Source organism: Microbacterium sp. LBN7 (assembly GCF_045690345.1).
Classification (GTDB): Bacteria; Actinomycetota; Actinomycetes; order Actinomycetales; family Microbacteriaceae; genus Microbacterium.
In genome coordinates, this window is the sequence record NZ_CP147856.1 from 615,444 (window position 1) to 635,870 (window position 20,427).

Consider the following 20,427-nt stretch of genomic DNA (forward strand, 5'->3'; position numbering starts at 1 on the left):
TACATTCAATTACTGCAAATAGGAGATTCGCCTCGTGTCACGCCCCCGCGGCATCGAGGCGTCCCTAGGATGTGAATGATCCGCTCCGCACGCCGCCCCGAACCGAAGGACCACCGTGGCCACCACCCAGGAAGACGCACGTACGTTCCAGCGTGTCGCGCCGGCGCAGTCCGTAGCCGACCGGGTCGTCACCGAGGTCGAGGCGATGATCAAGGCGGAGGACCTCGCGCCCGGTCACCGGATCGGCACCAGGCAGGAGCTGTGCGAGCAGTTCGGAGTCGCGCCGGCCACGCTCGGCGAAGCGCTCCGCGTGCTGCGCGCCCGCGGTTCGGTCGACCTGCGCCCCGGACCCGGCGGCGGCATCTTCGTCGCAGACCAGTCCCCGCTCATCCGCCTCGCACACAGCGTGCTGCGACTGCGGCAGACCGGCGCCCCCGTGCACGACGTCGTCAAGGTGCTCGACGCGCTCGACGAAGCCGTCATGGGCGACGCGGTGGCGCATCGCACCGACGACGACATCGCGGATCTCGACGCCCTCATGGCCGAGATCGCCGATCATTGGCACGACCCCGTCGAGGGCCTGCACGGGAACTGGCGCCTGCACCGTCGCATCGCGGAGATCTCTCCCAACGCCGTGCTGCGGACGTTCTACCTCAACCTCGTCGACTACATCGAGGGCGAGACGAGCGGGAGCGTGGACGACAGCGACCTGTCGGTCCCGGGCTTCCGACCCGACACCGACGAGCGCCTGCACATCCACACCGCGCTGATCGAGGCCATACGCTCCGGCGATGTCGAGGCCGGCCGCAAGGCCGTCCTCGACCACCGCACGCTCGGACGCTGAGACGTCGTCACCCGCTGCGTGCACCCACGTGGCGCAGCGCGAGTGCGGCGAGAGCCGCCGCCTGATCACCGAGCACGCCGTCGTCGAACACCGCACGAGGCGAGTGATTCATCGGGATGTCCCCGCCGACCATCTCCGGTGGAGTGGCGCACAGGAAGACGAAGGCACCAGGAACCTCGCGCAGCACGTAGGAGAAGTCCTCCGAGGCCATCCACGGGGCCGACAGCTCCTCGACGCGCGACGGTCCGAAGAGATCGCGGAGCACGGTGATCGCGTCGGTCGTCTCGGGCGCGGTGTTGACCGTGACCGGATAGCCGACGATCACCTCGACGTCCGCCGTGCACCCGTGCGCCGCCGCCAGACGCTCGACGAGAGGCGGGAGCTCGGTCCGTGCCTGAGCGATCGACGCCTCGGACAGCGTGCGCAGGGTCGCCGAGAACCCTGCCTCCTCCGGGATGACGTTGACGATCTCTCCCGCGTGGAGCTTCGTCACCGAGAGCACGACGGGATCGAAGACGGAGACGCGCCGCGTCGTCCACGCCTGCAGCGCCAGGATCATCTCGGCGACCACGGGAACGGGATCGACGGCCTGATGAGGACGCGATCCATGTCCTCCGCGCCCGTGGACCCGGACTCTCAGGGTGTTCGCCCCGGCCATGATCGTTCCCTCCTTGAGCTGGAAGGTGCCGCGCGATCCCGGACCGACGTGGATGCCGTAGGCCGCCTCGACGCGGACGCCCGCGGCATCGAGCACACCGTCTCTGATCATCAGCGGCGCTCCGCCCCCGGCCTCCTCCCCCGGCTGGAACATGAAGACGACAGACCCCGCGATGCGCTCCCGGCGCGCGGCGAGGAGCCGCGCGGCGCCGACGAGGCCCGCCACGTGAAGATCGTGACCGCACGCGTGCATCGCCCCGTTGACCGCGGCGTACTCGAGCCCTGTCTCCTCGACGATCGCCAGCGCATCCATGTCGCCACGCAGCAGCACGGACGGTCCGCCCACCGCTCCCCGCAGCACCGCCGTGACCGAGCTGAGGTCCTCCCCGGTCGTGATCTCGAGGTCGAGGCCGGCCAGCGCATCGAGCACCGCCGCCTGCGTGTGCGGGAGGTCGAACCCGACCTCGGGTGAGCGATGCAGGCGCCGTCGCAGCGCCACCAGCTCGGGCTGCAACCGGGCGGCGTCCTCGCGCAGCGTCATCCGCGCGCCTCCGGTGCGGTGTAGACGGTCCGACCCTCGATCAGCACCTCTCGCACGGTCGACGCGACCTCGAGGGGATCTCCTGTCCAGAGGACCACGTCTCCGTCTCGACCCGGCTCCAGCGCCCCCACTCTGTCGCCGATGCCGGCGATGTCGGCCGCGACGGAGGTCATCGCCGCCACCGCTGTGTCGCGCGGCAGGCCGGCACGCGCCGCGACAGCGGCCTGGAGGGCGAGGAGACCGATCGGAACGACGGGATGATCCGTCGTCAGCGCGACGCGCACGCCGGCGGCGGCGAGCTTCGCGAGGTTCGCCGGATCGGCCTCGCGGACCTCGACCTTGGACCGGCTGGAGAGCACGGGCCCGAAGATGACGGGGACGTCGCGCTCGGCGAGCACATCCGCGAGCTTGTGCGCCTCGGTGCCGTGGTTGATCACCAGGCGCAGGCCGAACTCCTCGGCGATCCGGAGCGCGGTGGCGATGTCGTCGTGCCGATGAGCGTGCTGCTCCCAGGTCAGGGTGCCGTCCAGCGCCTCGGTGAGCGCCTGCATGCCGAGGTCAGCGGCGAACGGCGCCCCCTCCGCTCTGGCGCGATCGCGGCGCTGCGCGTAGTCGCGCGCATCCGTGAGCGCCTGACGGATCACGAGAGCGATCCCCAGGCGCGTGGACGGGAGCTGCTTGCGCTCGCCGTACGTCTGCTTGGGATTCTCGCCGAGAGCCGATTTCATCCCCAGCGCATGACGGATCACCTGCTCATCGACCGAGCGACCGCCTCCGGTCTTGATCGCCACGCTCTGTCCGCCGATCGGGTTGCCCGACCCCGGTTTCACCACGACGGCGGTGACCCCTCCGGCGACGGCGTCCGCGAAGGCCGAGTCCTCGATGTTGATGGCATCGATCGCGCGGACGCCCGCTGTCACCGGAGACGACACCTCGCTGCCGTCGAATCCGGCCGGACCGTTGGCCTCCTCGTGAGCGCCGATGTGGCTGTGCGGATCGATGAGTCCCGGCAGCACCCAGCATCCGGTCGCGTCGATCACGCGCGCGTTCTCCGGAACCGGGATCCCGATGCCGACGGCGGCGATCCGCCCGCCGGAGACGAGGACCGTGCCCTCCTGGTGCTCGTCGCCGAGGCCGGTGACCACACGCCCCCCGACGATCGCGACATCCTCGCTCATCCGTCCTCCTTCCGCGTCGAACGCTCGACCAGCGCACGCGACCGATCGCGCAGATCGGCCACGTCCACACCGAGAAGGCCGACCGCCGGATCGACCCTCACCACGATGCCGTCCTCGCATGCCGGCGGTTCTCCGCTCAGATCGACGATCGGATCGTCGACCCAGACCCATGGCAGGCCCGCGGCGTACTCGCGGATCGTCCGCAGCTTGTCGAACTGGACCGGGAGGAACGGCCACGGCTCCGCCGGCAGATCGAGGGCCCTCCGGAAGGCGGTATGCGCGTTGTGCCCCCATTCGGAGGCCCAGACCACCTCGAAGTGCTCGGCGAGCTCTCTCAGACGCGCGGGAGCGCCATCCGGGATCTCGACATCCCGCACCCAGCGCCCCCATGCCGAGAGATGGTGCGTCGACACGGGCACGGATGCCGCGCCCTCGATCACCACGACCCCGCTGATCCCGAGCACGAGCAGCGGCCGATCGCCACGCGGCGGACGTGCCGTGTACTTCGCCATGTCAGTCGTCCACGGCGTCCGCGAGCAGCGGCGCGTCCGCCGCTCCCTCGAAGTAGTTCCCGCCCTCGATGCGCACGACGCTCTCCGCCTCGTCGAAGACGACACCGACCGGATCACCTCCGGCCGCGACGGCCCGATGCTGCTTCGCCATCATCCGACGGATCATCGCGATCCCCTGATCAGTGGTCGTCAGGTGATCCTCGGAGTGCAGCGAGATCGATCCCTGTGACTTCTGCGCCTCGTAGTCGCCGGGGAGTCGCTGGTGTTCGAGATCGGTGAGCTCCTTCCACGGCTTGCCCTCGTGGGTGGAGCGCAGCTTCGCGAGGAAGTCGGCGTCCTCGTCGCGCGCCACGGTGAAGATGCGGAAGTTGGTGTCATCCATCGGCACGACCCAGCCGATCATGTTCGTCTGTCCTGAGCTGAGCTTCGGACTCGCCACGACGCGGAGGTTCGGGAAGATGACCTCCGTGACCCGGCGCAGCTGCCGACCGTCACCCAGGTCGCGCATCTGGATCGATCGCACCCCGAGCGGCGTGTACTCGTAGCTGACCTCGGGGATCAGCGCCATCTCCGGTGTGAACTGATTGCCGCTGAACCGCGCGTGCAGGATCGGCACGTGGAAGGGATCCATGACGTTCTCCCAGTGCTGCAGCCAGTTGAAGTCGAGAACCGCGGGTCCTCCGCCTCCCACGCCCTGGTCGTTGACGATCAGCTGCTCTTCCGGGCCGAGCTGTTCGAGCGTGTCGTATCGCGGGAGCACCGGCTTCTTGTCCGGCGGCCCCATGTAGGCCCAGAGCAGGCCGTACTGCTCCTCGACGGGGTACCACGGCTGACGCACGCGGTCGCGATGCAACCCCAGATCCGGTTCGCAGGGCTGCTCGAGGCAGTGCCCTTCGGTGTCGAAGACCCAGCCGTGGTAGCAGCACCGGATGCCCTCGTCCTCCACGCCGCCGTAGAACAGCGAGGCACCGCGGTGGATGCATCGCGGATGCAGCAGTCCCGGCTTGCCCTTCTTGGTGCGGAACAGCACGAGCTCCTCCCCCAGCACCCGCAGGGAGACCGGTCGCGTCGTCGCGTCCTCGACCTTCGCCACCGGGTGCCAGTAGCGCCGGAGCACCTCGCCGTAGGGGGTGCCGGGCCCGACCTGGGCGAGCTCGTTGAGAGGCTGCCCGAGGCGGAGGCCGTATGCGGTTCCGGTGTCCATGTTGTCTCCGTTCAGATGTCAGATGTCGAGGACGAGCTTCGAGTCGAGTGAGCGCGAGACGCAGATCATCATGGTCTCGTTGCTCTCGCGCTCCTCAGGGGTGAGGATCGAGTCGCGGTGTTCCGGGGCGCCGTCGATCACGCTGGTCTCACAGGTGCCGCAGACGCCCTCGAGGCAGGAGCTCGGGACCCCGATCCCCGCCTGCTCGAGCATCTCGAGGATGCTGCAGCCGCGCTCCACCGTCACGATCAGACCCGAGGCACTGGCCTCCACGTCGAATGTGTCGGCGCCGAGGGACTCGCCGAACGCCTTCGCCTGGAACCGTTCCAGATGCAGCGCCCCTCTCGGCCAGCCCGCGCTGAGCTCCTCCAGCTCGTCGAGCATGCGCCCCGGCCCGCAGGCGTACACCCCCGTGTCGTCGGGGACGGGACCGATCCAGGTGGCGAGGTCGAGGCGCTCGTCGCGGTCGCGCGAGACGATCGACGTCGCGTCGTGGACGAGGTGCGGGGCGTCGGCGAATGCCATGCCGTCACGGTGCGCCCCCAGATAGGCCAGTCGCCAGGGGATGCCGCGGCGTCGCGCCTCGGCGATCATCGGCAGGATGGGGGTCACGCCGATGCCGCCCGCGACGAACACGAAGGCGGCGTCGTCGCCGAGCTCGAAGTGATTGATGGGCTCCGAGGCCGCCACCGGATCGCCGGTGCGCAAGGTCTGATGCACGTAGCGAGACCCACCGCGACTGGGAGTCTCGGCGAGCACCGCCACCCGCCAGGAGCGCCGATCGGCCGGGTCGGAGCACAGCGAGTACTGGCGCTCGACGCCGTTGGCGAAGCGGAGGTCGATGTGCGCACCAGGGGTCCACGTCGGCAGAAGGGCGCCCGTCGGGTCGTCGAGTTCGAGAGAGAGCACGTCCGTCGCCTCCCAGCGCATCGCCCGCACCCGGAGATCGAGGGTTGTCGAAGAGACCTGGGCCGCGAACTGAGACACCGTCGTTCCGCTCCTTCCGTCGATCCGATCACCGCCGATCGAATTGACAACAATGGATATAGTCAATTGCGATACTATGAATCCCGCCCGGGACTGTCAAACGGGCGATGAGCGAAAGGCGGAACGGATGTCCGAGTTGAGGCTGCGCGAGGATCTGAGGGCGATTCCGGACTACAGGCCCGGCAGAGCGACGACGCAGTCGGCGTCCGACGGACCGATCTACAAGGTCTCCTCGAATGAGAACCCCTATCCTCCTCTGCCGTCCGTGGCGGCGGCGATCGCCGATCGCGTCTCCCACATCAACCGCTACCCGGAGACAGCCGCGACCGCGCTCACCGCGCTGCTGTGCGCCCGGTTCGACGTCGAGCCCGCGAACGTCGTCCTCGGGAGCGGATCGGTCGAGGTCGTCTCCCAGCTCATGCGGGCGACGGCCGGCGAGGGCGACGAGGTGCTGTTCGCCTGGCGCTCGTTCGAGGCGTATCCGATGCTCGTACGCGCCGCCGGCGCCATACCCGTGGCCGTCCCGCTCACCGCCGACCACCGTCATGATCTGGATGCGATGCTGGCCGCGATCACCGACCGCACGCGTCTCGTCATCGTGTGCAACCCGAACAACCCCACCGGCACGACGATCGGCGCCGAGGAGCTGACGGCGTTCCTCGATGCGGTCCCTCGCGACATCGCCGTCGTCATCGACGAGGCCTACGTGCACTTCAACGAGCGCGCGGACTCCCCCTCCGGCATCGAGTACTTCCGCCGCTACGACAACGTCGCCGTCGCGCACACGTTCTCGAAGGCGTACGGCCTCGCCGGACTCCGGGTCGGCTATGCCCTGGCTCCCGAGCGACTGGCGAACGCGCTCCGCAAGGTCGCGATCCCGTTCGGCGTGACCGATCTCGCCCAGACGGCGGCTGTGGCCTCGCTGAACGCCGAGAGCGAGCTCTCGGCCCGTGTCGCCGATCTCGTGACCGAGCGTGAGCGCGTGGTACACGCGTTCCGCGACGCCGGCATCGACCTGCCCGAGACGCAGGCGAACTTCATCTGGGTGCCGTTCGGCGACGCCACCGTCGCGGCTGCCGAGCTGCTCGAACAGCACGGCCTCCTGGTGCGCCCTTTCGCGGGCGAAGGCTTCCGCGTGACGATCGCGGAGCGCGAAGCGAACGATCTGCTGGTGCAGCTCGCGCCCGAGCTGGCACGACTCGTCGCGCCGGCAGCAGTGGGCTGAAGGGGCGGGTCTCAGCTCTCCGTGAAGCGCTCGAAGCGGGCGAGTGACGCCATCGCGGCGTCGGTGTCGGCCGGCGCCGCGAAGTACTCGGGTGGCACTCCCCTGCTCGCGGTCGCGTGCATCCAGCATCCGATGATGCGTCCGTCCTCGACGAGCGTCGCGCGCACCATGCCGTTCTTCCCCGGGCCGACGGTCGCGAGGTGCTCCGGCGCGCAGACGGTCGTGCGGTCGGCGTAGGAGAGGTAGTACTCGTCGAAGGCGCCGAGGGCGAGGACGGATGCCGCCCCCGGGGCGCGCCGCGGACGCTCGATCGCGACGAAGAGGCCCTCGGCGACCTCGTCCACGCGTCCGGCAGCACGCACAGCCGCCTCGCGGGACTGGCCCAGCGTGAGCCCCGACCACCAGGCGAAGTCCGCGACCCCCGCCGGCCCGTGGCCCGTGATGTACCGGACGAACAGCTCGGCGAGCGGATCGTCGGGGACCGCGTGCTCACGGATGTGGTCGTCGACGAGCACGAAGCGCTGCTCGCGCGTCACGCCGTCGCGGGCGACGACCGGCCCCTGGCAGATGAGTCCGTCGATCGTGAGCACGAAGAGCAGGTGGAGGCCGCGCTGACCCGTGGGGTCGATGCCCACACCCTCGAGGATCTCGAAGATCTCGGCGCGGGTCCGTCCGCCGTCGTGCAGCGCCGGAGTGAGCGCGCGCACGGCGAGGGCGACCATGTCGTCGTCGATCCCGAGGTCGCGGTGCCGCCCCGCAGCCTGCTGCCGCTGCCGCGCCGCCGTCACCGAGAGGACCCAGCCGAGGTCGTGTGCCGGCAGCGTGTGCAGCGTCCCGCGCATCGGCCACGCGCGCACGAGGGTCCCCGCGTCGAACGCCCGGTCCACGTCGCTCATCCGCGGCTCGCCCCGCGTGCGCACGGCGAGAGCCCAGCGCCCGGCGGTGAAGTCCTGGCTCTGCACGGCGAGCATGTGGTGCGCGGCATCCGCCACCGTCTTCGTCGGCGCGGTGAGCCGGTGCGATCGGAGACGCTCGGCCAGCAGGGTCGCGGTCTTCATGACCCCATCATGCCGGGCACCGCCGACGTCGCGCACCTGCGGCGGGATCAGGAGTGCAGCGTCACCTCTCGACGCGCCGGAAGCACGACGGGATGCGATCCTGCCATGACCTCCAGGACGCGGATCACCTGGCACGAGTATCCGAACTCGTTGTCGTACCAGACGTAGAGGATCAGAGTGTTATCGTCGGCGACCGTCGCCAGTCCGTCGACGATGCCGGCGCGGTGGGAGCCGACGAAGTCCGTCGACACGACCTCGGGCGACTCGACGTAGTCGATCTGCTGCCGCAGCTTCGAGTGCAGCGACACACGGCGCAGGTAGTCGTTGACCTGCTCCTTCGAGACCGGTCGCTCCGTGGTGAGGTGGAGCACCGCGAGCGAGACGTCGGGGGTGGGCACCCGGATCGAGCTGCCGGTGAGCCTCCCCTCCAGCTGCGGAAGGGCCTTGGCCACGGCCTTCGCCGCGCCGGTCTCGGTGATGACCATGTTCAGCACGGCCGAGCGACCCCGCCGGTCGCCCTTGTGGAAGTTGTCGATCAGGTTCTGGTCGTTCGTGAACGAGTGCACGGTCTCGACGTGACCCCGCACGACCCCGTAGGCCTCGTCGATAGCCGCCAGGACCGGCGTGATGGCGTTCGTCGTGCACGACGCGGCCGAGACGATGCGGTCGCCGACGTCGATCGTGTCGTCGTTGATGCCGTGCACGATGTTCTTGAGCGGCCCCTTGCCCGGTGCCGTGAGCAGGACGCGGGCGACGCCCTTGGCCTCGAGGTGCTGCGAGAGGCCGGCCTCGTCGCGCCAGCGCCCCGTGTTGTCGACGACGATCGCATCCTGGATGCCGTAGGCCGTGTAGTCGACGGACGCCGGTGCGTCGGAGTAGATGACCTGGATGCGCGTGCCGTTGGCGATGATCTGCTCGGCCTCCTCGTCGACCGTCACCGAGCCGGCGAAGCGCCCGTGCACCGAGTCGCGCAGCAGCAGGGACGCGCGCTTGATCAGGTCGTTCTCGGATCCCCGCCGCACGACGATCGCGCGAAGGCGCAGGCCGTTGCCGCCGCCGGTGTGGGCGATGAGGATGCGGGCGAGCAGGCGTCCGATCCGCCCGAAGCCGTAGAGCACCACGTCGGTGGGCGCAGCGGCGACCGCGCCGACCGCCGGAGCGAGCACCTCGGCGACGTAGTCCTCGAGAGGCTGATCGCTCTCGGCATGCCCGGAGACCAGTCGTGCGACGTCGAGGGACGAGGCGCCGGGGGCCAGCCGGTGGATGGCCTGCAGGACGGCGAGGCTGTCTTCGAGACGGAGCTGCTCATGCCCGAGCTGGGCGACGCGCTCGTGCACCTCGACGAGTCCCGCGGCGGAGAGCCCGAGCAGGCGGTGGCCGTGGAGCGACGTCACCACGTCGTGTTCGCGCTTGAGTGCGCCGATGAGCGGGATCATCCGCTCGGCCAGCTCTTCTCTCGCCGTCCAGTCGTCGTGGGGTGCGGCGGAATCGTTCATCTGCGTCCTTGCATGTGTGAGCGCGCCGAGATCGCCGGCGCGCGAGGTTGCCGGGTGAGATTCGGGGGATGCCACCAGCGTACGCGTGGTCGGCGGCGGTTTCGAATCCAGGAGTGTTGCCGGAGCATGCGATCCCATTATTCGTCTACAGTGGTGGAATAATGAGTGAGGCAATCTCCGGCGACGACGCCGATCTGATCATCCGCGGCGGGCGGATCCACACCTTCGACGAGTCGGACACGACCGTCCGCGCCCTCGCGGTCCGAGCGGGTCGGATCGTCGGCCTGGATGCCGAGGCGGAACGCCTCCGCGCGCGTTCGACGATCGAGCTCGACGGACGGACCGCGATCCCCGGCATCAACGACGCGCACCTGCACGCGGCATGGCTCGGAGCCCGCTGGCCGCACCTGTTCTTCTCCGACACCCCGCCCGACCAGCAGCCCTCCGGACGCCTGGTGTCGACCGAGGCCGAACGGCGATCGGCGCTGCGGGCGGCATGGCGCCTGCTCGCAGAGCTCGGCGTCACGAGCTACACCGAGCCGGGCATCGGACCCGGTGAGGACGACGGCGAGACCGGGTGCTTCGGCTCGGACATGCTCGCGACCTACGTCGCCCTGCACGGGGAAGGCGCGCAGACCTCGCGGGTGACGATGCTGCGGCTGTTCGGGACGATCGACGGCGAGAGCACGCTCGAGGACTTCGAGCGCGGCATCCGCACGCCGCTACCGACGACCGATCCCCGGTGGCTCGCGATCACCGGCGTGAAGATCTTCGCCGACGGCATCCCTCCTCTCGCGACCGCGTGGGTCGACGAGCCGTACACCGACGGCACGACCGGCGGCCTGCTCACGCGCGGCGGCCACGATCCCCTCTCCGCCTTCCACCGGATGCTGGGACTCGCAGCGTCGCTCGGACTGCAGATCGCGGTGCACGCCACGGGCGACCGTTCGATCACGGAGTTCGTGCGGGTGCTCGAGCGGTCCAACGGGCACCCGGCACCTCCCGGACCGCACTATGTGGTGCACGGCGACCTCGCGACCCTCGAGCAGATCGAGCGCATGCGGCGGCTGGGGGCGGGGTTCGCCGTGCAGCCGCTCATCGCCGCGCACACGCACAGTTGGGCCCGCGCTCAGCTGGGCGCGGAGCGGCTCGCCACCGCCTGGCCTCTCGCGGAGATGCTCGCCTCCGGCGTGCTGACCACCATCACGAGCGACGCCCCGATCGCCACGCCGGATTGGCGGCGAGGCCTCGCCGCCTCGCTCGACCTGCTCGCCGCGGCGGGATCTCCGGACGACGCCGGCACGCGACGAGCGCTGCTGCGGACCATGACCGTGGACGCGGCGCGTCAGGACGGAGCTCCGACCTGGAAGGGCACCCTCGAGATCGGCAAGGTCGCGGACCTCGCGATCCTCGACGAGGACCCGCTCGAGCCGGGTCGCGCGTTCTCCTCGCTCGACGTCGCGCGCACGATCGTCGACGGCCGCACGGTCTTCGCTCGGGAGTGAGCACGCTCGGGACGGAGCACCTTCGGGACGGAAACGGCGGGCGGCATGTTCACGCATGCCGCCCGCCTCTGATCCCCCTCGGACCAGTCCCTGCCCCGGCGCCGCCTGAGCGGGCGCCGGGGCAGAGCTCATACCGCGGTGGCCAGCAGCACCCGCGGGCTGCCGGGGAGCGCGACCTTGTCATGCACCTTCCACCCGGCGTCATCCAGCCATCCGCGCACCTGCGCCTCGGGATACACGACGGTGCCGTCGATCACGAGGTACTCCCCCGCGTGCAGGGCATCGAGGCCGCGCTGATCCGCGTCGTCATCCAGGAAGAAGTCGAGCACCGTCAGAGTCGCGCCGTCGCCCGCGGCCGCCCGCAGGTTGCGGAAGATCTGCGCGTTCTCCTCCGCGGTGAAGCGGTGGATCACGTGGTTCGCGTAGACCAGGTCGTATTCGCCCTGCGGAGTCGCCGTGGCGGTGTCGCCGACCTCGACCGCCGTCCGATCGGCGACACCTGCGGCCTCGACCGCGTCGGCGATGCCGTCTTCGAAGCCCGGAGCGTAGACGAACGTGGTGTGCAGCCCGGGATTCCCCGCCATCACCGAAAGGGCGAACTCGGCGGACAGCCCGCCGAAGTCGAGCGCTCGCGTGGCGCCGGTCAGGTCGAGGTGTCGGCCGAATTCCTGCGCGTGGAGACGGTTGTACGTCATGACACCGGCCATGAATGTCGCCCAGCGCGCGTCATCCATCTGCAGATCACCGGGCTCCGTGGTGTCGACCGTGTGCCCGAACTGCAGCCAGTGCGGATAGCTGATCTCGCCGAGGAAGGTGAGGAAGGGGGCGAGATCGACCTGCGCCTCGGCACCGGTGAGGTACGCCGCAGCGTCGTCGGCCACCGTGTACCGCGCATCGGTGCGCACGAGCAGTCCCTTCGCCGCCATCGCGTCGGCGAGGATGCGGGCGATGCGCTCGCTCACCCCGCAGCGCACGGCGATCGCCTCGATGGTGTCGGCGCCGTCGGCGATCGCGGCGAAGAGCCCGATGCGGCTGGCTTCGAAGAGCTGCTGCGAGGCCATGTAGCCGGTCGCGATGTCGAGGATGCGTGCGGCATCGGGGGCGTGGGTGGTCCTCATGGTTCTGCCTTTCATGGGTGAGCCGCAGGAGTGCTGCGACTGTCTGCGTCTGGGAGATGGAGAATCGGCGCTAGGCCGTCAGGAAGCTCTGTACGGCGGTGCGGAACTCGGCGGTGTGCAGAGCCGTGACATGGTCGCCGGGGACCCGCACTGCACGCGCGTCCGGCAGCAGCGCGGCGAGCGCGTCGATGCCGTCGGACATCGTGTCGTGCACGCCTCCGACCAGGAGCACCGGCATCTCCGGGCCTCGAGCCTCAGGCGCGAACGGCTCTGCGGCCAGGCCCTCGATCAGATCGAGCAGCTGCGCCGACCGGGCGCCGGGCAAGGAGACCATGTGCACGATCATCGCCGTGAGCGGGTCCTGCGGGGCGGGTCCGCCGCCGATCGCCGCCCTCGCAGCCGCGAGGTCGAGATGACCGAACGGCTCCGCAGCACTGAGCCCGCCGAGCACGAGGCGGCGCACCCGCGCGGACGGATGCTGCGCCAGATCCCAGGCGAGACGTGCCCCGAGCGAGTAGCCGACGAGGTCGATCTCCTCATCGCCGACCGCGAGCGCCAGCGCGTCGATCACCGCCGATGTGGCCGCGGTCCCCGTCGCAGGGCTCCGGCCGTGTGCGGGGAGGTCGACGAGGACCCGAGGACGATCGGTGAAGACCGCCGCCCACTCGGCATCCGGCCAATCCTGCTTCCCGCGCGACGCGAGGCCGTGCAGGAAGACGACAGGCCGGCCGGAGCCGCGGTGGTGATCGGTGTGCAGGGAGATCGTCACGGCGCGCCGTCCTCTCGGATCGGGCGCGTCGCCGTCAGCGGAGTCGCGCCAGGAACTGGTCGATGTAGGTCTCGTAGTCGGCGATGCGCTCGCCGTCCGGGTACATGAGGTTGATGACGGTCGCTCCGACCGCGACCGAGATGTACTCGTTCGCCCTGGCGCCGAAGTCCTGGTCGCGGATCGTGCCCTCGTCGCGCGCGGCTTCCATCCGCTCGATGAGCGACGCCCGCCAGGCAGCGAGGTGGCTCCGGTACAGGTCCGCGAGCGACTCGTTCGCCATCGCGTACTCCCACAGGGCGAGCAGCACCCGGCCCGCGGCGATCTGTGCCTGATCGCGCGGGATCGTGGCCTCCAGGAACCCGCGCAGCGCGGCATCCGCCGTCGTCGGCTCCGCGCCTGCGGCCTGAACGCCCTCCGACATCTGCTGCAGGATCGTCTCGAAGGTCGCCGCGACGATGCTCTCCTTGCCGGGGAAGTAGTGCTTCAACGCGCCGTTGGCGAAGCCCGCCTCGGCGGCGATGCTGCGCATCGTCGCCGCTTCGAAGCCACCCTTGAGGATGATGCTCTTCGCCACCTCGACGATGTCCCGTCGACGCTGGTCGTGATCGATGATCTTCGGCATGGAGTCCTTCCGGCCGGTCGTGGACGACGCGATGATCCGGCCTGGAGCTACCGTACCGCCGCATCGCGCACCTCCCGGAGAGCGAGCCATTCGGCACGTCGTCCTCGCTGGGCGACGGGGTCTGCGACCGGAGAGGCGAGGCGCAGCCGCTCGGAGTACGGATGCTGCGGCGACCGCGTGACCTGTTCCCCGTCGCCGATCTCCACGATCTCGCCCCGGTACATGACCGCGACCCGGTGGCAGACCCGGCGCACCACGCCGAGGTCATGAGACACGAAGAGGTAGGCGACGCCGGTGTCTCGCTGCAGCTCGATGAACAGGTCGAGGATGGTCGCCTGCGTCGTGAGGTCGAGCGCGCTGACCGGCTCGTCGCACACGATCAGGCGAGGTCCGCGCACGAGCGCCCTCGCGATCGCGACGCGCTGACGCTGTCCGCCCGAGAACTCGCTCGGATACCGATCCATGGACGACTCGGGCAGCCGCACGCGATCGAGCATGTCGCGCACCCGGCTCTCGGCGGCCTTCGCGCCGATGCCCGTGGTGAGCAGGGGTTCGGCCAGGATGTCGCCGATCGTCATCGCGGGGTTCAGTGAGCCGTACGGGTCCTGGAAAACGACCTGCACATCGTCGGCGAGCGCACGCCTTCGCCGGGCGCCGAGGCGGCTGATCTCGTGACCGTCGAAGCGGATGGAGCCGCTGGTGACCGGCGCGAGTCCGAGGATCGCCTTGCCGAGAGTCGATTTGCCGGAGCCCGATTCCCCGACCAGCCCGAGGCACTCGCCCGGCGCGATGTCGAGGGAGATCCCGTGCAGTGCGCGGAATGCACGGCGTCCGTGGCCGTAGTCGACCACGAGGTCTTCCACTTCGAGCAGGGCAGTCATGCCGTCACCTCCGTGGTCTGCACGACCGGGCGCTCGGCGCGGTCGAGATCGGCGCGGTCGAGTTCGGCGCGCCCGGCGACATCGTCGAGTGACGCCGAGATGAGGGCGCGCGTGTAGTCGGCGGCCGGCGTCGCGAAGAGTTCGTCGACCGGGCCCGCTTCGACGATCTCGCCGCCGCGCATCACGATGACGCGATCGCAGATGTCGGCCACGACGCCGAAATTGTGGGTCACGATGAGCAGCGCCATCCCGTATTCCGCCTGCAGCTCACGCAGGAGCTCGAGCACCTCCGCCTGCACGGTGACGTCGAGTGCGGTCGTCGGCTCGTCGGCCACGAGCAGCGAGGGCTTGCCCGCGATCGCGCCGGCGATCAGGACGCGCTGTGCCATGCCGCCGGAGATCTGGTGCGGGTAGCTGCGCAGGACGCGGACCGGATCTGTGATGCCGACGCGGACGAGCATGGCTCGAGCGCGCTCCTTCGCCTCGACCCGGCTCAGCCCGTGGGTCCGCCGGAGCGGCTCGATGAGCTGGTGGCCGATCGTGTAGGACGGGTCGAGGTTGCTCATCGGCTCCTGCGGCACGTAGCCGATCTCCCGCCCGAGCAGCGCGTGGCGCTGCTTCCCACTCGCGCGGCTGATGTCCTTGCCGCCCACCCAGATCGCATCGGCCGTCGCTCGCCCTGTCGATGGCAGCAGGTCGAGCACCGAGAACACGGTCTGCGACTTGCCCGACCCCGACTCCCCCACGATCCCGACGACCTCGCCCGGCGCGATGTCGAGGGTGACACCGTGCACGACCTCGGTCTCGCCGTTCGGCGTGACGTGCGCGACACGAAGGTTGTCGATGCGGAGCGCGGCGTGCGCGGCTTCGTGCTGGGCGCTGCCCGTGGCCGAGGTCGATGGCCCAGCGACGACGGCATCCGCCTTCCGACGCGACGCCCGTGGGGTGCGCACCTGCACCAGCTCGGCGAGGGTCGACCCCATGATCGCCAGGACGGCGATCGTGAGCCCGAGTGCAGCCGACGGCCAGAGCAGCATGAGCGGATAGGTGAGCATGAGGCGGAAGCCCTCGAGCATCATCGCGCCCCAGCTGGGGACGTTCGAGTCGCCGATACCGAGGAACTGGAGCCCGGCCTGCATGCCCATCGCGATGCCGGCCGTCAGCGCCGTCTGGATGATCACGGGCGGATACACCGCTCTGATCACGTGGCGGAAGATGATGCGCGCGTCCGACAGTCCGGAGACGCGGGCGGCGTCGATGTACGGCTCGCCCCGCACAGCGAGCGTCTGCGAGCGCGAGATCCGGAAGTAGCCGGGCACCATGAACACCCCGACCGTCGCCATGAGCAGCTCGAAGTTGTTGCGGCTGCCTGCGGCGACCACCAGCAGGATGATCATGCCGGGGATCGACTGCAGCGCATCGCTGATCCACGTCGCGAGGCGGTCGAAGACGCCGCCGAAGTAGCCGGCCGCCACACCGGACGGCACGCCGAGCACGAGCGCCGTGACGACCGTGATGAGAGCCCCCCACAGCGTGGTGCGCGTGCCGTAGATGAGGCGGGACAGGATGTCGCGGCCGGTGGAGTCCCCGCCGAGGAGGTGCTCCGGTCCCGGCGCGGCCTTCGCCGCGGCGAGATCGACGAGGTTCGGATCCATCGGCGCGAGAAGCGGGGCGAGGACGCCGACCAGCACGACCGCCGCGAAGATCGCCAACGGGATGAAGCCTCCGGGGTGCCGGAGGAAACGGCGGAACAGGCCGGACCGGCGCTTCTGGGCCGCCCTGTCGAAGGCGACACGGATGTCTGTCGTGGTCATGCGACGCGCACCTTCGGGTTGATCCAGCCGAGCACGAGGTCGAGCAGGAGGTTGATGAGGACGACGAAGACGATCGAGATGACGGTGATGCCGAGCAGCATCGGGATGTCGCCGTTCTGCGAGGACTGGTTGGTGAGCTGCCCGAGACCCGGGAGGCTGAAGATCTGCTCGACCACGACCGCGCCGGAGAGCAGCCCGACGAACATCAGGGCGATCACCGTGAGGGCGGCCGGCGAAGCGTTGCGCAGGATGTGCAGGTTGACCCTGGCGGGCGACAGGCCACGACTGCGGAGGGTGCGGACCCAGTCCTGCCGGCTCTGCGCGATCACCGCATTGCGCAGCTGCTCGGCGACGGCGACGATGCCGCCGAGGGCTAGTGAGACGGCGGGGAGCGTGATCGACCGCAGCCACCCGTCGACGGACTGCGTCGGCGGCACGTAGCCGACCGCGGGGAACCACTTGAGCTGGACGGCGAGCCACATCACCAGCACGAGGCTCACCCAGAAGCCGGGGAGGGCGAAGAGCACGACAGAGATCCCCTTGATGCACCGGTCGAACCACGTGCCGGGTCGGAGACCGGTGATCATCCCGAACACGACGCCGATCACCGCGGTGATGAGAGTCGCGAGCGTCACCACCGACAGGGTCACCGGGACCTTGACGGCGAGCTGCTCGGAGATCGGCTGGAAGTTGCGCCAGGAGACGCCGAAGTCGAGCAGTGCCGCGTGCGAGAGCCAGTCCCAGAACTGCACGAGCAGGGGACGGTCGAGCCCGATCTTCTCGGCGAGGGCGGCCTGCTGCGCGGGGCTCGCCGTGGTGCCGAGGAGCGATGCCGTCGGGTCGCTGATCGCGAGGTGGGCGAGGAAGAAGGTGCCGATCGAGACCGCGACCAGCAGAACCAGACCGGACAGCACGCGCTTCGCCGTGAACAGAAGCATGGGGACCTCTCGGGTCGGAGGGGAAGGGGTGGGCCGGGGCGGACGCGAGCGCCGCCCCGGCCGGAGCGTCAGCCCCGAGTGATGTAGCGCAGCGTCGGGAACATCATCCCGACGACCGGCTGCAGCTGGATGCCGCTCGCGGTGTAGTAGATGTTGTTCGCCTGATACCAGACCGACCACCACGCCTGATCGACGAGAGCCTTGTTCAGCTCTTCGATGGCCGCGGTCTGCGCGTCGCCGCGCTCGGTCTGCACCTTCTCGACGAGCGGAGCGATGACGTCGTTCTGCGCGTAGTCGGGCTCGGGGTTGAACCACTGCACGCTGGTGACCTGACGAGCCACCGTCGCGACGTCGTTCCCGTCCATCGCCAGGAAGGAGATGAACATCGGGTAGTTCGGCGCGTTCAGCTGGTAGTCCGGCATCTGCATGTTGTCCCAGGTCACCGTCACCCCGAGCTCGTTGAGCGCCTGCTCGGCGGAGGGCTTCCACATCTCGAAGATCGGCGACATGGGCATCGAGATCGCGAAGCCGTCGGGGTATCCGGCATCCGCCAGCAGCTCCTTGGCCTTGCCCATGTTGTAGGCGTAGGTCTCGTTCAGCGCCGGATCGTTGATGTCGCCGCCGTCGGGGAAGACCTGGTTGGTGGCGACTCCGGCTCCGCTGCCGACGGCGGCGAGGACCGCGGCGCCGTCGAAGGCGTAGTTGAGTGCCTGCCGCACCTCGAGCTTGCCGAGCGGCTCGCTCTTGGCACCGGTGTGGTCGGTGATCACGAGGCCCGCCCAGCCGGAGACGCGCTGGGCGACGTTCCATCCCTGCTGCCCCGCCTGCTCGAGGTTGGCGACGTCGCCGTACTGCACGTTGATCTGGCCGCTGAGCATGGCGTTGTGCCGAGCGGTGGCGTCGGTGATCGGGAAGATCGACAGCTCGGAGAACGGATACGTCGCGGCATCCCAATGGTCGGCGGTCTTGGTGAAGTGGTACTCCGCGCCGGCGACGCTCGTGGTGCTGTCGAGCACATAGGGGCCGGAACCGATCGGCTCCTTGCCGAGAGACCCGGCCTCGATGGACGCCGGCGACATCACGTAGCTGCGGCCGAGACCCATCAGATAGAGGATCGTGTCGTCGCGTTGCGTGAGCCGAATGCTGATCGTGTCGTCGTCGACCTTCTCGAACGAGGCGACATTGAGGTACGCCTCGCCGGAGCGCGGGCCGGCCTTGAGGTATTCGAGGCTCTTCACCACGGCATCCGCATCGACCGGGGTGCCGTCGCTGAAGACCGCGTCGGTCCGGATGTCGAGGTCGATGCTCAGATCGTCGTCGGCGACGGTCCATTCGGTCGCGAGCGACGGGATGGGCGCGCCGTCCTCGTCGAGGGCGATCAGCGCGTCATAGACCGCAGAGAGGTAGGGACCGTCGAAGCCGATGTCGGCCAGTGACGGATCCCAGGAGGTGACGTCGAGGAAGTTGCCGATGTTGAGAGCGTCGGGTCCTTCGGCGCCGCTGCCGTCGGACGGTGACGGAGACGTTCCGCCGCTGCAGCTGGTGAGCGCGAGGGTCGCGGCCACTGCTGCGGCGAGCGCGAGGGGCATTCGTTTCATGGTTCCTTCTCTCGGATGCAGGGAGGGTGAAGAAGGTTCGAAGAGCCGCTGGCCGGAGAGCCGGATCCGACGCCACTTCGATGTGTCGTGCTGGTTAGTCTACATGTGTGGAAAAAGAGCGCAACAGCGATCTTCGCCCGACGACGCAGCGGTCATGCCTCCCGACGCACCCGGCTCGTCCGAGCGCGCAGGACTCGTCGGCGAGGACGGGTCTGGCGCTGCTCAGGCGGCGATGTCGAACCGTGCGCGGCCGCCGAGGCGCGGTGTGCGGGCGGGATCGACGTACCGGGGCGGGGTGAACCAGACCCGGGCCGCGATACCCGTGCCGTCGATGTGGATGTCCCACCCGTTGTCGTGGATACGGTGATGACAGGTCTCGCAGAGCAGGACCCCGTTGGCGAGATCGGTCGGCCCGTGATCGCGTTGCCACCAGCGGATGTGGTGGGCTTTCGTCATCTCGGGCGGGAGCCCGCACATCGCACACCCGCCATCCCGTTCCACGAGCGCCAGGCGTTGCGCCCGGGTGAAGAGGCGTTTCTCCCGACCCCAGTCGAGAATCTCGCTGCGCCCGCCCATGACCCACGGGATGACTCCGCCCCCGGCGGCCATCCGCCGCGCAGCGCCCACACCGACTCGCTGGTCGAGTCCGTCCACGGTCGCTGATCCGGCCCCGGACTGCAGATCATCCAGGGTGAGCCGGACGATCACGGTCGCCCCGGCAAGCGGCATCCGCGATTCGCACCCGAGGATGTGCGCGCAGAACGCGGCCAGGGCATCAGCCTGAATCGTCGCCACTGTGCGGCGATCCGCATCCGCCGCCTCCGCATCGGGGGCATCCTTCCGGGCAGCGAACGCCGCCGACACGAACCCGCGGATCGCGGTCACCACCGGCGCCGCGGTCTCCGCATCGAGCACCGCACTGAGGTGCACCATCCCATCGCGTTCGAAGATCTTCAGCGCCCGCTTCGCCCGCCTCTCCTCCTCCTTCGGCTCGACCCCGTCGGGATCCAACCAGGCCTCAGCCCGAGTGATCAGCTTCCGCAGCTCATCCAACCCCAACCCCACCGCACGCTCCGTCAGCAGCGTCTCCGCCTCGAGGATCCGTTCCGTCCCCGCCACGACGCGGCACCGGTCCAACAACGCGATGATCAGCCCCGCGGCCGCCACACCAATGACCCCAGCAGCCAACGCTGCCCGCAACACCTCGTACCGGGCGGGCAACCGTGCCCCCAACAGGTCTGTGCGGGGTGCGGTCGCCTGCCCCACCGTCACCAACCGCGACGCATCACCCGACGAGATTCCGGTGGTCGCGGCGATCAGCTTCGCCGCCGTCCGGAAGCCGTGCTCCTTCGCCAGACTCCCCGCCCCCAACTCCCTCCGCGACTCGTGCGCGATCCCCGCCGCAACCCCCGCATGCACAGCATCGGCGCATCGCTGCAGCGCCCCGAGAGCGTCGTTCACGGCGATGAGCTGCTCCCGC

Annotated in this window: 18 protein-coding genes; 3 read left to right on the plus strand and 15 right to left on the minus strand. The window is 69.5% G+C overall.

Annotated features, from left to right (window positions below; genetic code table 11):
- The first annotated feature begins 115 nt into the window (after nt 1–115).
- Nucleotides 116–844, plus strand: a complete 729-nt coding sequence (locus LBN7_RS02990) for an FCD domain-containing protein (RefSeq protein WP_341945918.1) — start codon at nt 116–118, stop codon at nt 842–844.
- A 7-nt stretch (nt 845–851) separates the two neighbouring features.
- On the opposite strand, the gene LBN7_RS02995 is transcribed toward LBN7_RS02990, so the two are convergent.
- The 5 genes from LBN7_RS02995 to LBN7_RS03015 are packed head-to-tail and all read right to left on the minus strand — an operon-like array spanning nt 852 to nt 5,923.
- Entirely contained in the window at nt 852–2,042 is a 1,191-nt protein-coding gene (locus LBN7_RS02995) for a M20 family metallopeptidase (protein ID WP_407360900.1), read from the minus strand.
- Nucleotides 2,039–3,220 (minus strand): amidohydrolase family protein, encoded by a 1,182-nt coding sequence (locus LBN7_RS03000; protein ID WP_341945920.1) that lies wholly within the window; start codon nt 3,218–3,220, stop codon nt 2,039–2,041. Before LBN7_RS03000 ends, LBN7_RS02995 begins: the two co-directional genes overlap by 4 nt.
- Complete coding sequence (locus LBN7_RS03005; protein WP_341945921.1) at nt 3,217–3,732, minus strand: hypothetical protein; 516 nt, start codon at nt 3,730–3,732, stop codon at nt 3,217–3,219. Before LBN7_RS03005 ends, LBN7_RS03000 begins: the two co-directional genes overlap by 4 nt.
- Before the next feature lies 1 nt (nt 3,733).
- Nucleotides 3,734–4,936 carry an aromatic ring-hydroxylating dioxygenase subunit alpha gene (locus LBN7_RS03010; protein WP_341945922.1) on the minus strand — a complete coding sequence of 401 codons (1,203 nt, stop codon included), beginning with the start codon at nt 4,934–4,936 and terminating at the stop codon, nt 3,734–3,736.
- Between the two features lie 18 nt (nt 4,937–4,954).
- Nucleotides 4,955–5,923, minus strand: a complete 969-nt coding sequence (locus LBN7_RS03015) for a PDR/VanB family oxidoreductase (RefSeq protein ID WP_407360901.1) — start codon at nt 5,921–5,923, stop codon at nt 4,955–4,957.
- Between the two features lie 127 nt (nt 5,924–6,050).
- Between LBN7_RS03015 and hisC the strand changes: the two genes are divergently transcribed.
- Nucleotides 6,051–7,148, plus strand: coding sequence for a histidinol-phosphate transaminase (hisC, locus tag LBN7_RS03020; protein WP_341945924.1), 1,098 nt, complete (start codon nt 6,051–6,053; stop codon nt 7,146–7,148).
- Between the two features lie 11 nt (nt 7,149–7,159).
- Here hisC and LBN7_RS03025 read toward each other — a convergent pair whose 3' ends face one another.
- Together LBN7_RS03025 and LBN7_RS03030 are read right to left on the minus strand one after the other, a co-directional pair.
- Nucleotides 7,160–8,206: a winged helix DNA-binding domain-containing protein gene (locus LBN7_RS03025; protein ID WP_407360902.1), complete on the minus strand. Its 1,047-nt coding sequence runs from the start codon at nt 8,204–8,206 to the stop codon at nt 7,160–7,162.
- A 47-nt stretch (nt 8,207–8,253) separates the two neighbouring features.
- A complete protein-coding gene (locus LBN7_RS03030) occupies nt 8,254–9,702 on the minus strand; it encodes a glyceraldehyde-3-phosphate dehydrogenase (protein ID WP_407360903.1) in 1,449 nt (482 codons plus the stop codon).
- Between the two features lie 161 nt (nt 9,703–9,863).
- On the opposite strand from LBN7_RS03030, the gene LBN7_RS03035 reads away from it, so the two are divergent.
- Entirely contained in the window at nt 9,864–11,207 is a 1,344-nt protein-coding gene (locus LBN7_RS03035) for an amidohydrolase (protein ID WP_407360904.1), read from the plus strand.
- 128 nt (nt 11,208–11,335) lie between these two features.
- Here the strand turns inward: LBN7_RS03035 and LBN7_RS03040 are convergent, their stop codons facing one another.
- The 8 genes from LBN7_RS03040 to LBN7_RS03075 all read right to left on the minus strand — a co-directional run bounded on the left by LBN7_RS03040 (nt 11,336) and on the right by LBN7_RS03075 (nt 20,408).
- A complete protein-coding gene (locus LBN7_RS03040) occupies nt 11,336–12,325 on the minus strand; it encodes a methyltransferase dimerization domain-containing protein (protein ID WP_407360905.1) in 990 nt (329 codons plus the stop codon).
- 70 nt (nt 12,326–12,395) lie between these two features.
- The gene (locus tag LBN7_RS03045) at nt 12,396–13,094 is read right to left on the minus strand and encodes an alpha/beta fold hydrolase (RefSeq protein WP_407360906.1); all 699 of its coding nucleotides are present in this window, start codon (nt 13,092–13,094) and stop codon (nt 12,396–12,398) included.
- 34 nt (nt 13,095–13,128) lie between these two features.
- Nucleotides 13,129–13,716, minus strand: a complete 588-nt coding sequence (locus tag LBN7_RS03050) for a TetR/AcrR family transcriptional regulator (protein WP_116636879.1) — start codon at nt 13,714–13,716, stop codon at nt 13,129–13,131.
- Nucleotides 13,717–13,763: 47 nt separating this feature from the next.
- Nucleotides 13,764–14,597, minus strand: a complete 834-nt coding sequence (locus tag LBN7_RS03055; protein ID WP_407360907.1) for an ATP-binding cassette domain-containing protein — start codon at nt 14,595–14,597, stop codon at nt 13,764–13,766.
- Nucleotides 14,594–16,411, minus strand: coding sequence for a dipeptide/oligopeptide/nickel ABC transporter permease/ATP-binding protein (locus tag LBN7_RS03060; RefSeq protein ID WP_407360908.1), 1,818 nt, complete (start codon nt 16,409–16,411; stop codon nt 14,594–14,596). The genes LBN7_RS03055 and LBN7_RS03060 overlap by 4 nt, the downstream gene beginning before the upstream one ends.
- Nucleotides 16,408–17,349: an ABC transporter permease gene (locus tag LBN7_RS03065; protein ID WP_116636876.1), complete on the minus strand. Its 942-nt coding sequence runs from the start codon at nt 17,347–17,349 to the stop codon at nt 16,408–16,410. Before LBN7_RS03065 ends, LBN7_RS03060 begins: the two co-directional genes overlap by 4 nt.
- Before the next feature lie 68 nt (nt 17,350–17,417).
- Nucleotides 17,418–18,947 carry an ABC transporter substrate-binding protein gene (locus tag LBN7_RS03070; RefSeq protein WP_407360909.1) on the minus strand — a complete coding sequence of 510 codons (1,530 nt, stop codon included), beginning with the start codon at nt 18,945–18,947 and terminating at the stop codon, nt 17,418–17,420.
- 222 nt (nt 18,948–19,169) lie between these two features.
- A complete protein-coding gene (locus LBN7_RS03075) occupies nt 19,170–20,408 on the minus strand; it encodes a DUF222 domain-containing protein (RefSeq protein ID WP_407360910.1) in 1,239 nt (412 codons plus the stop codon).
- Nucleotides 20,409–20,427 lie beyond the last annotated feature (19 nt).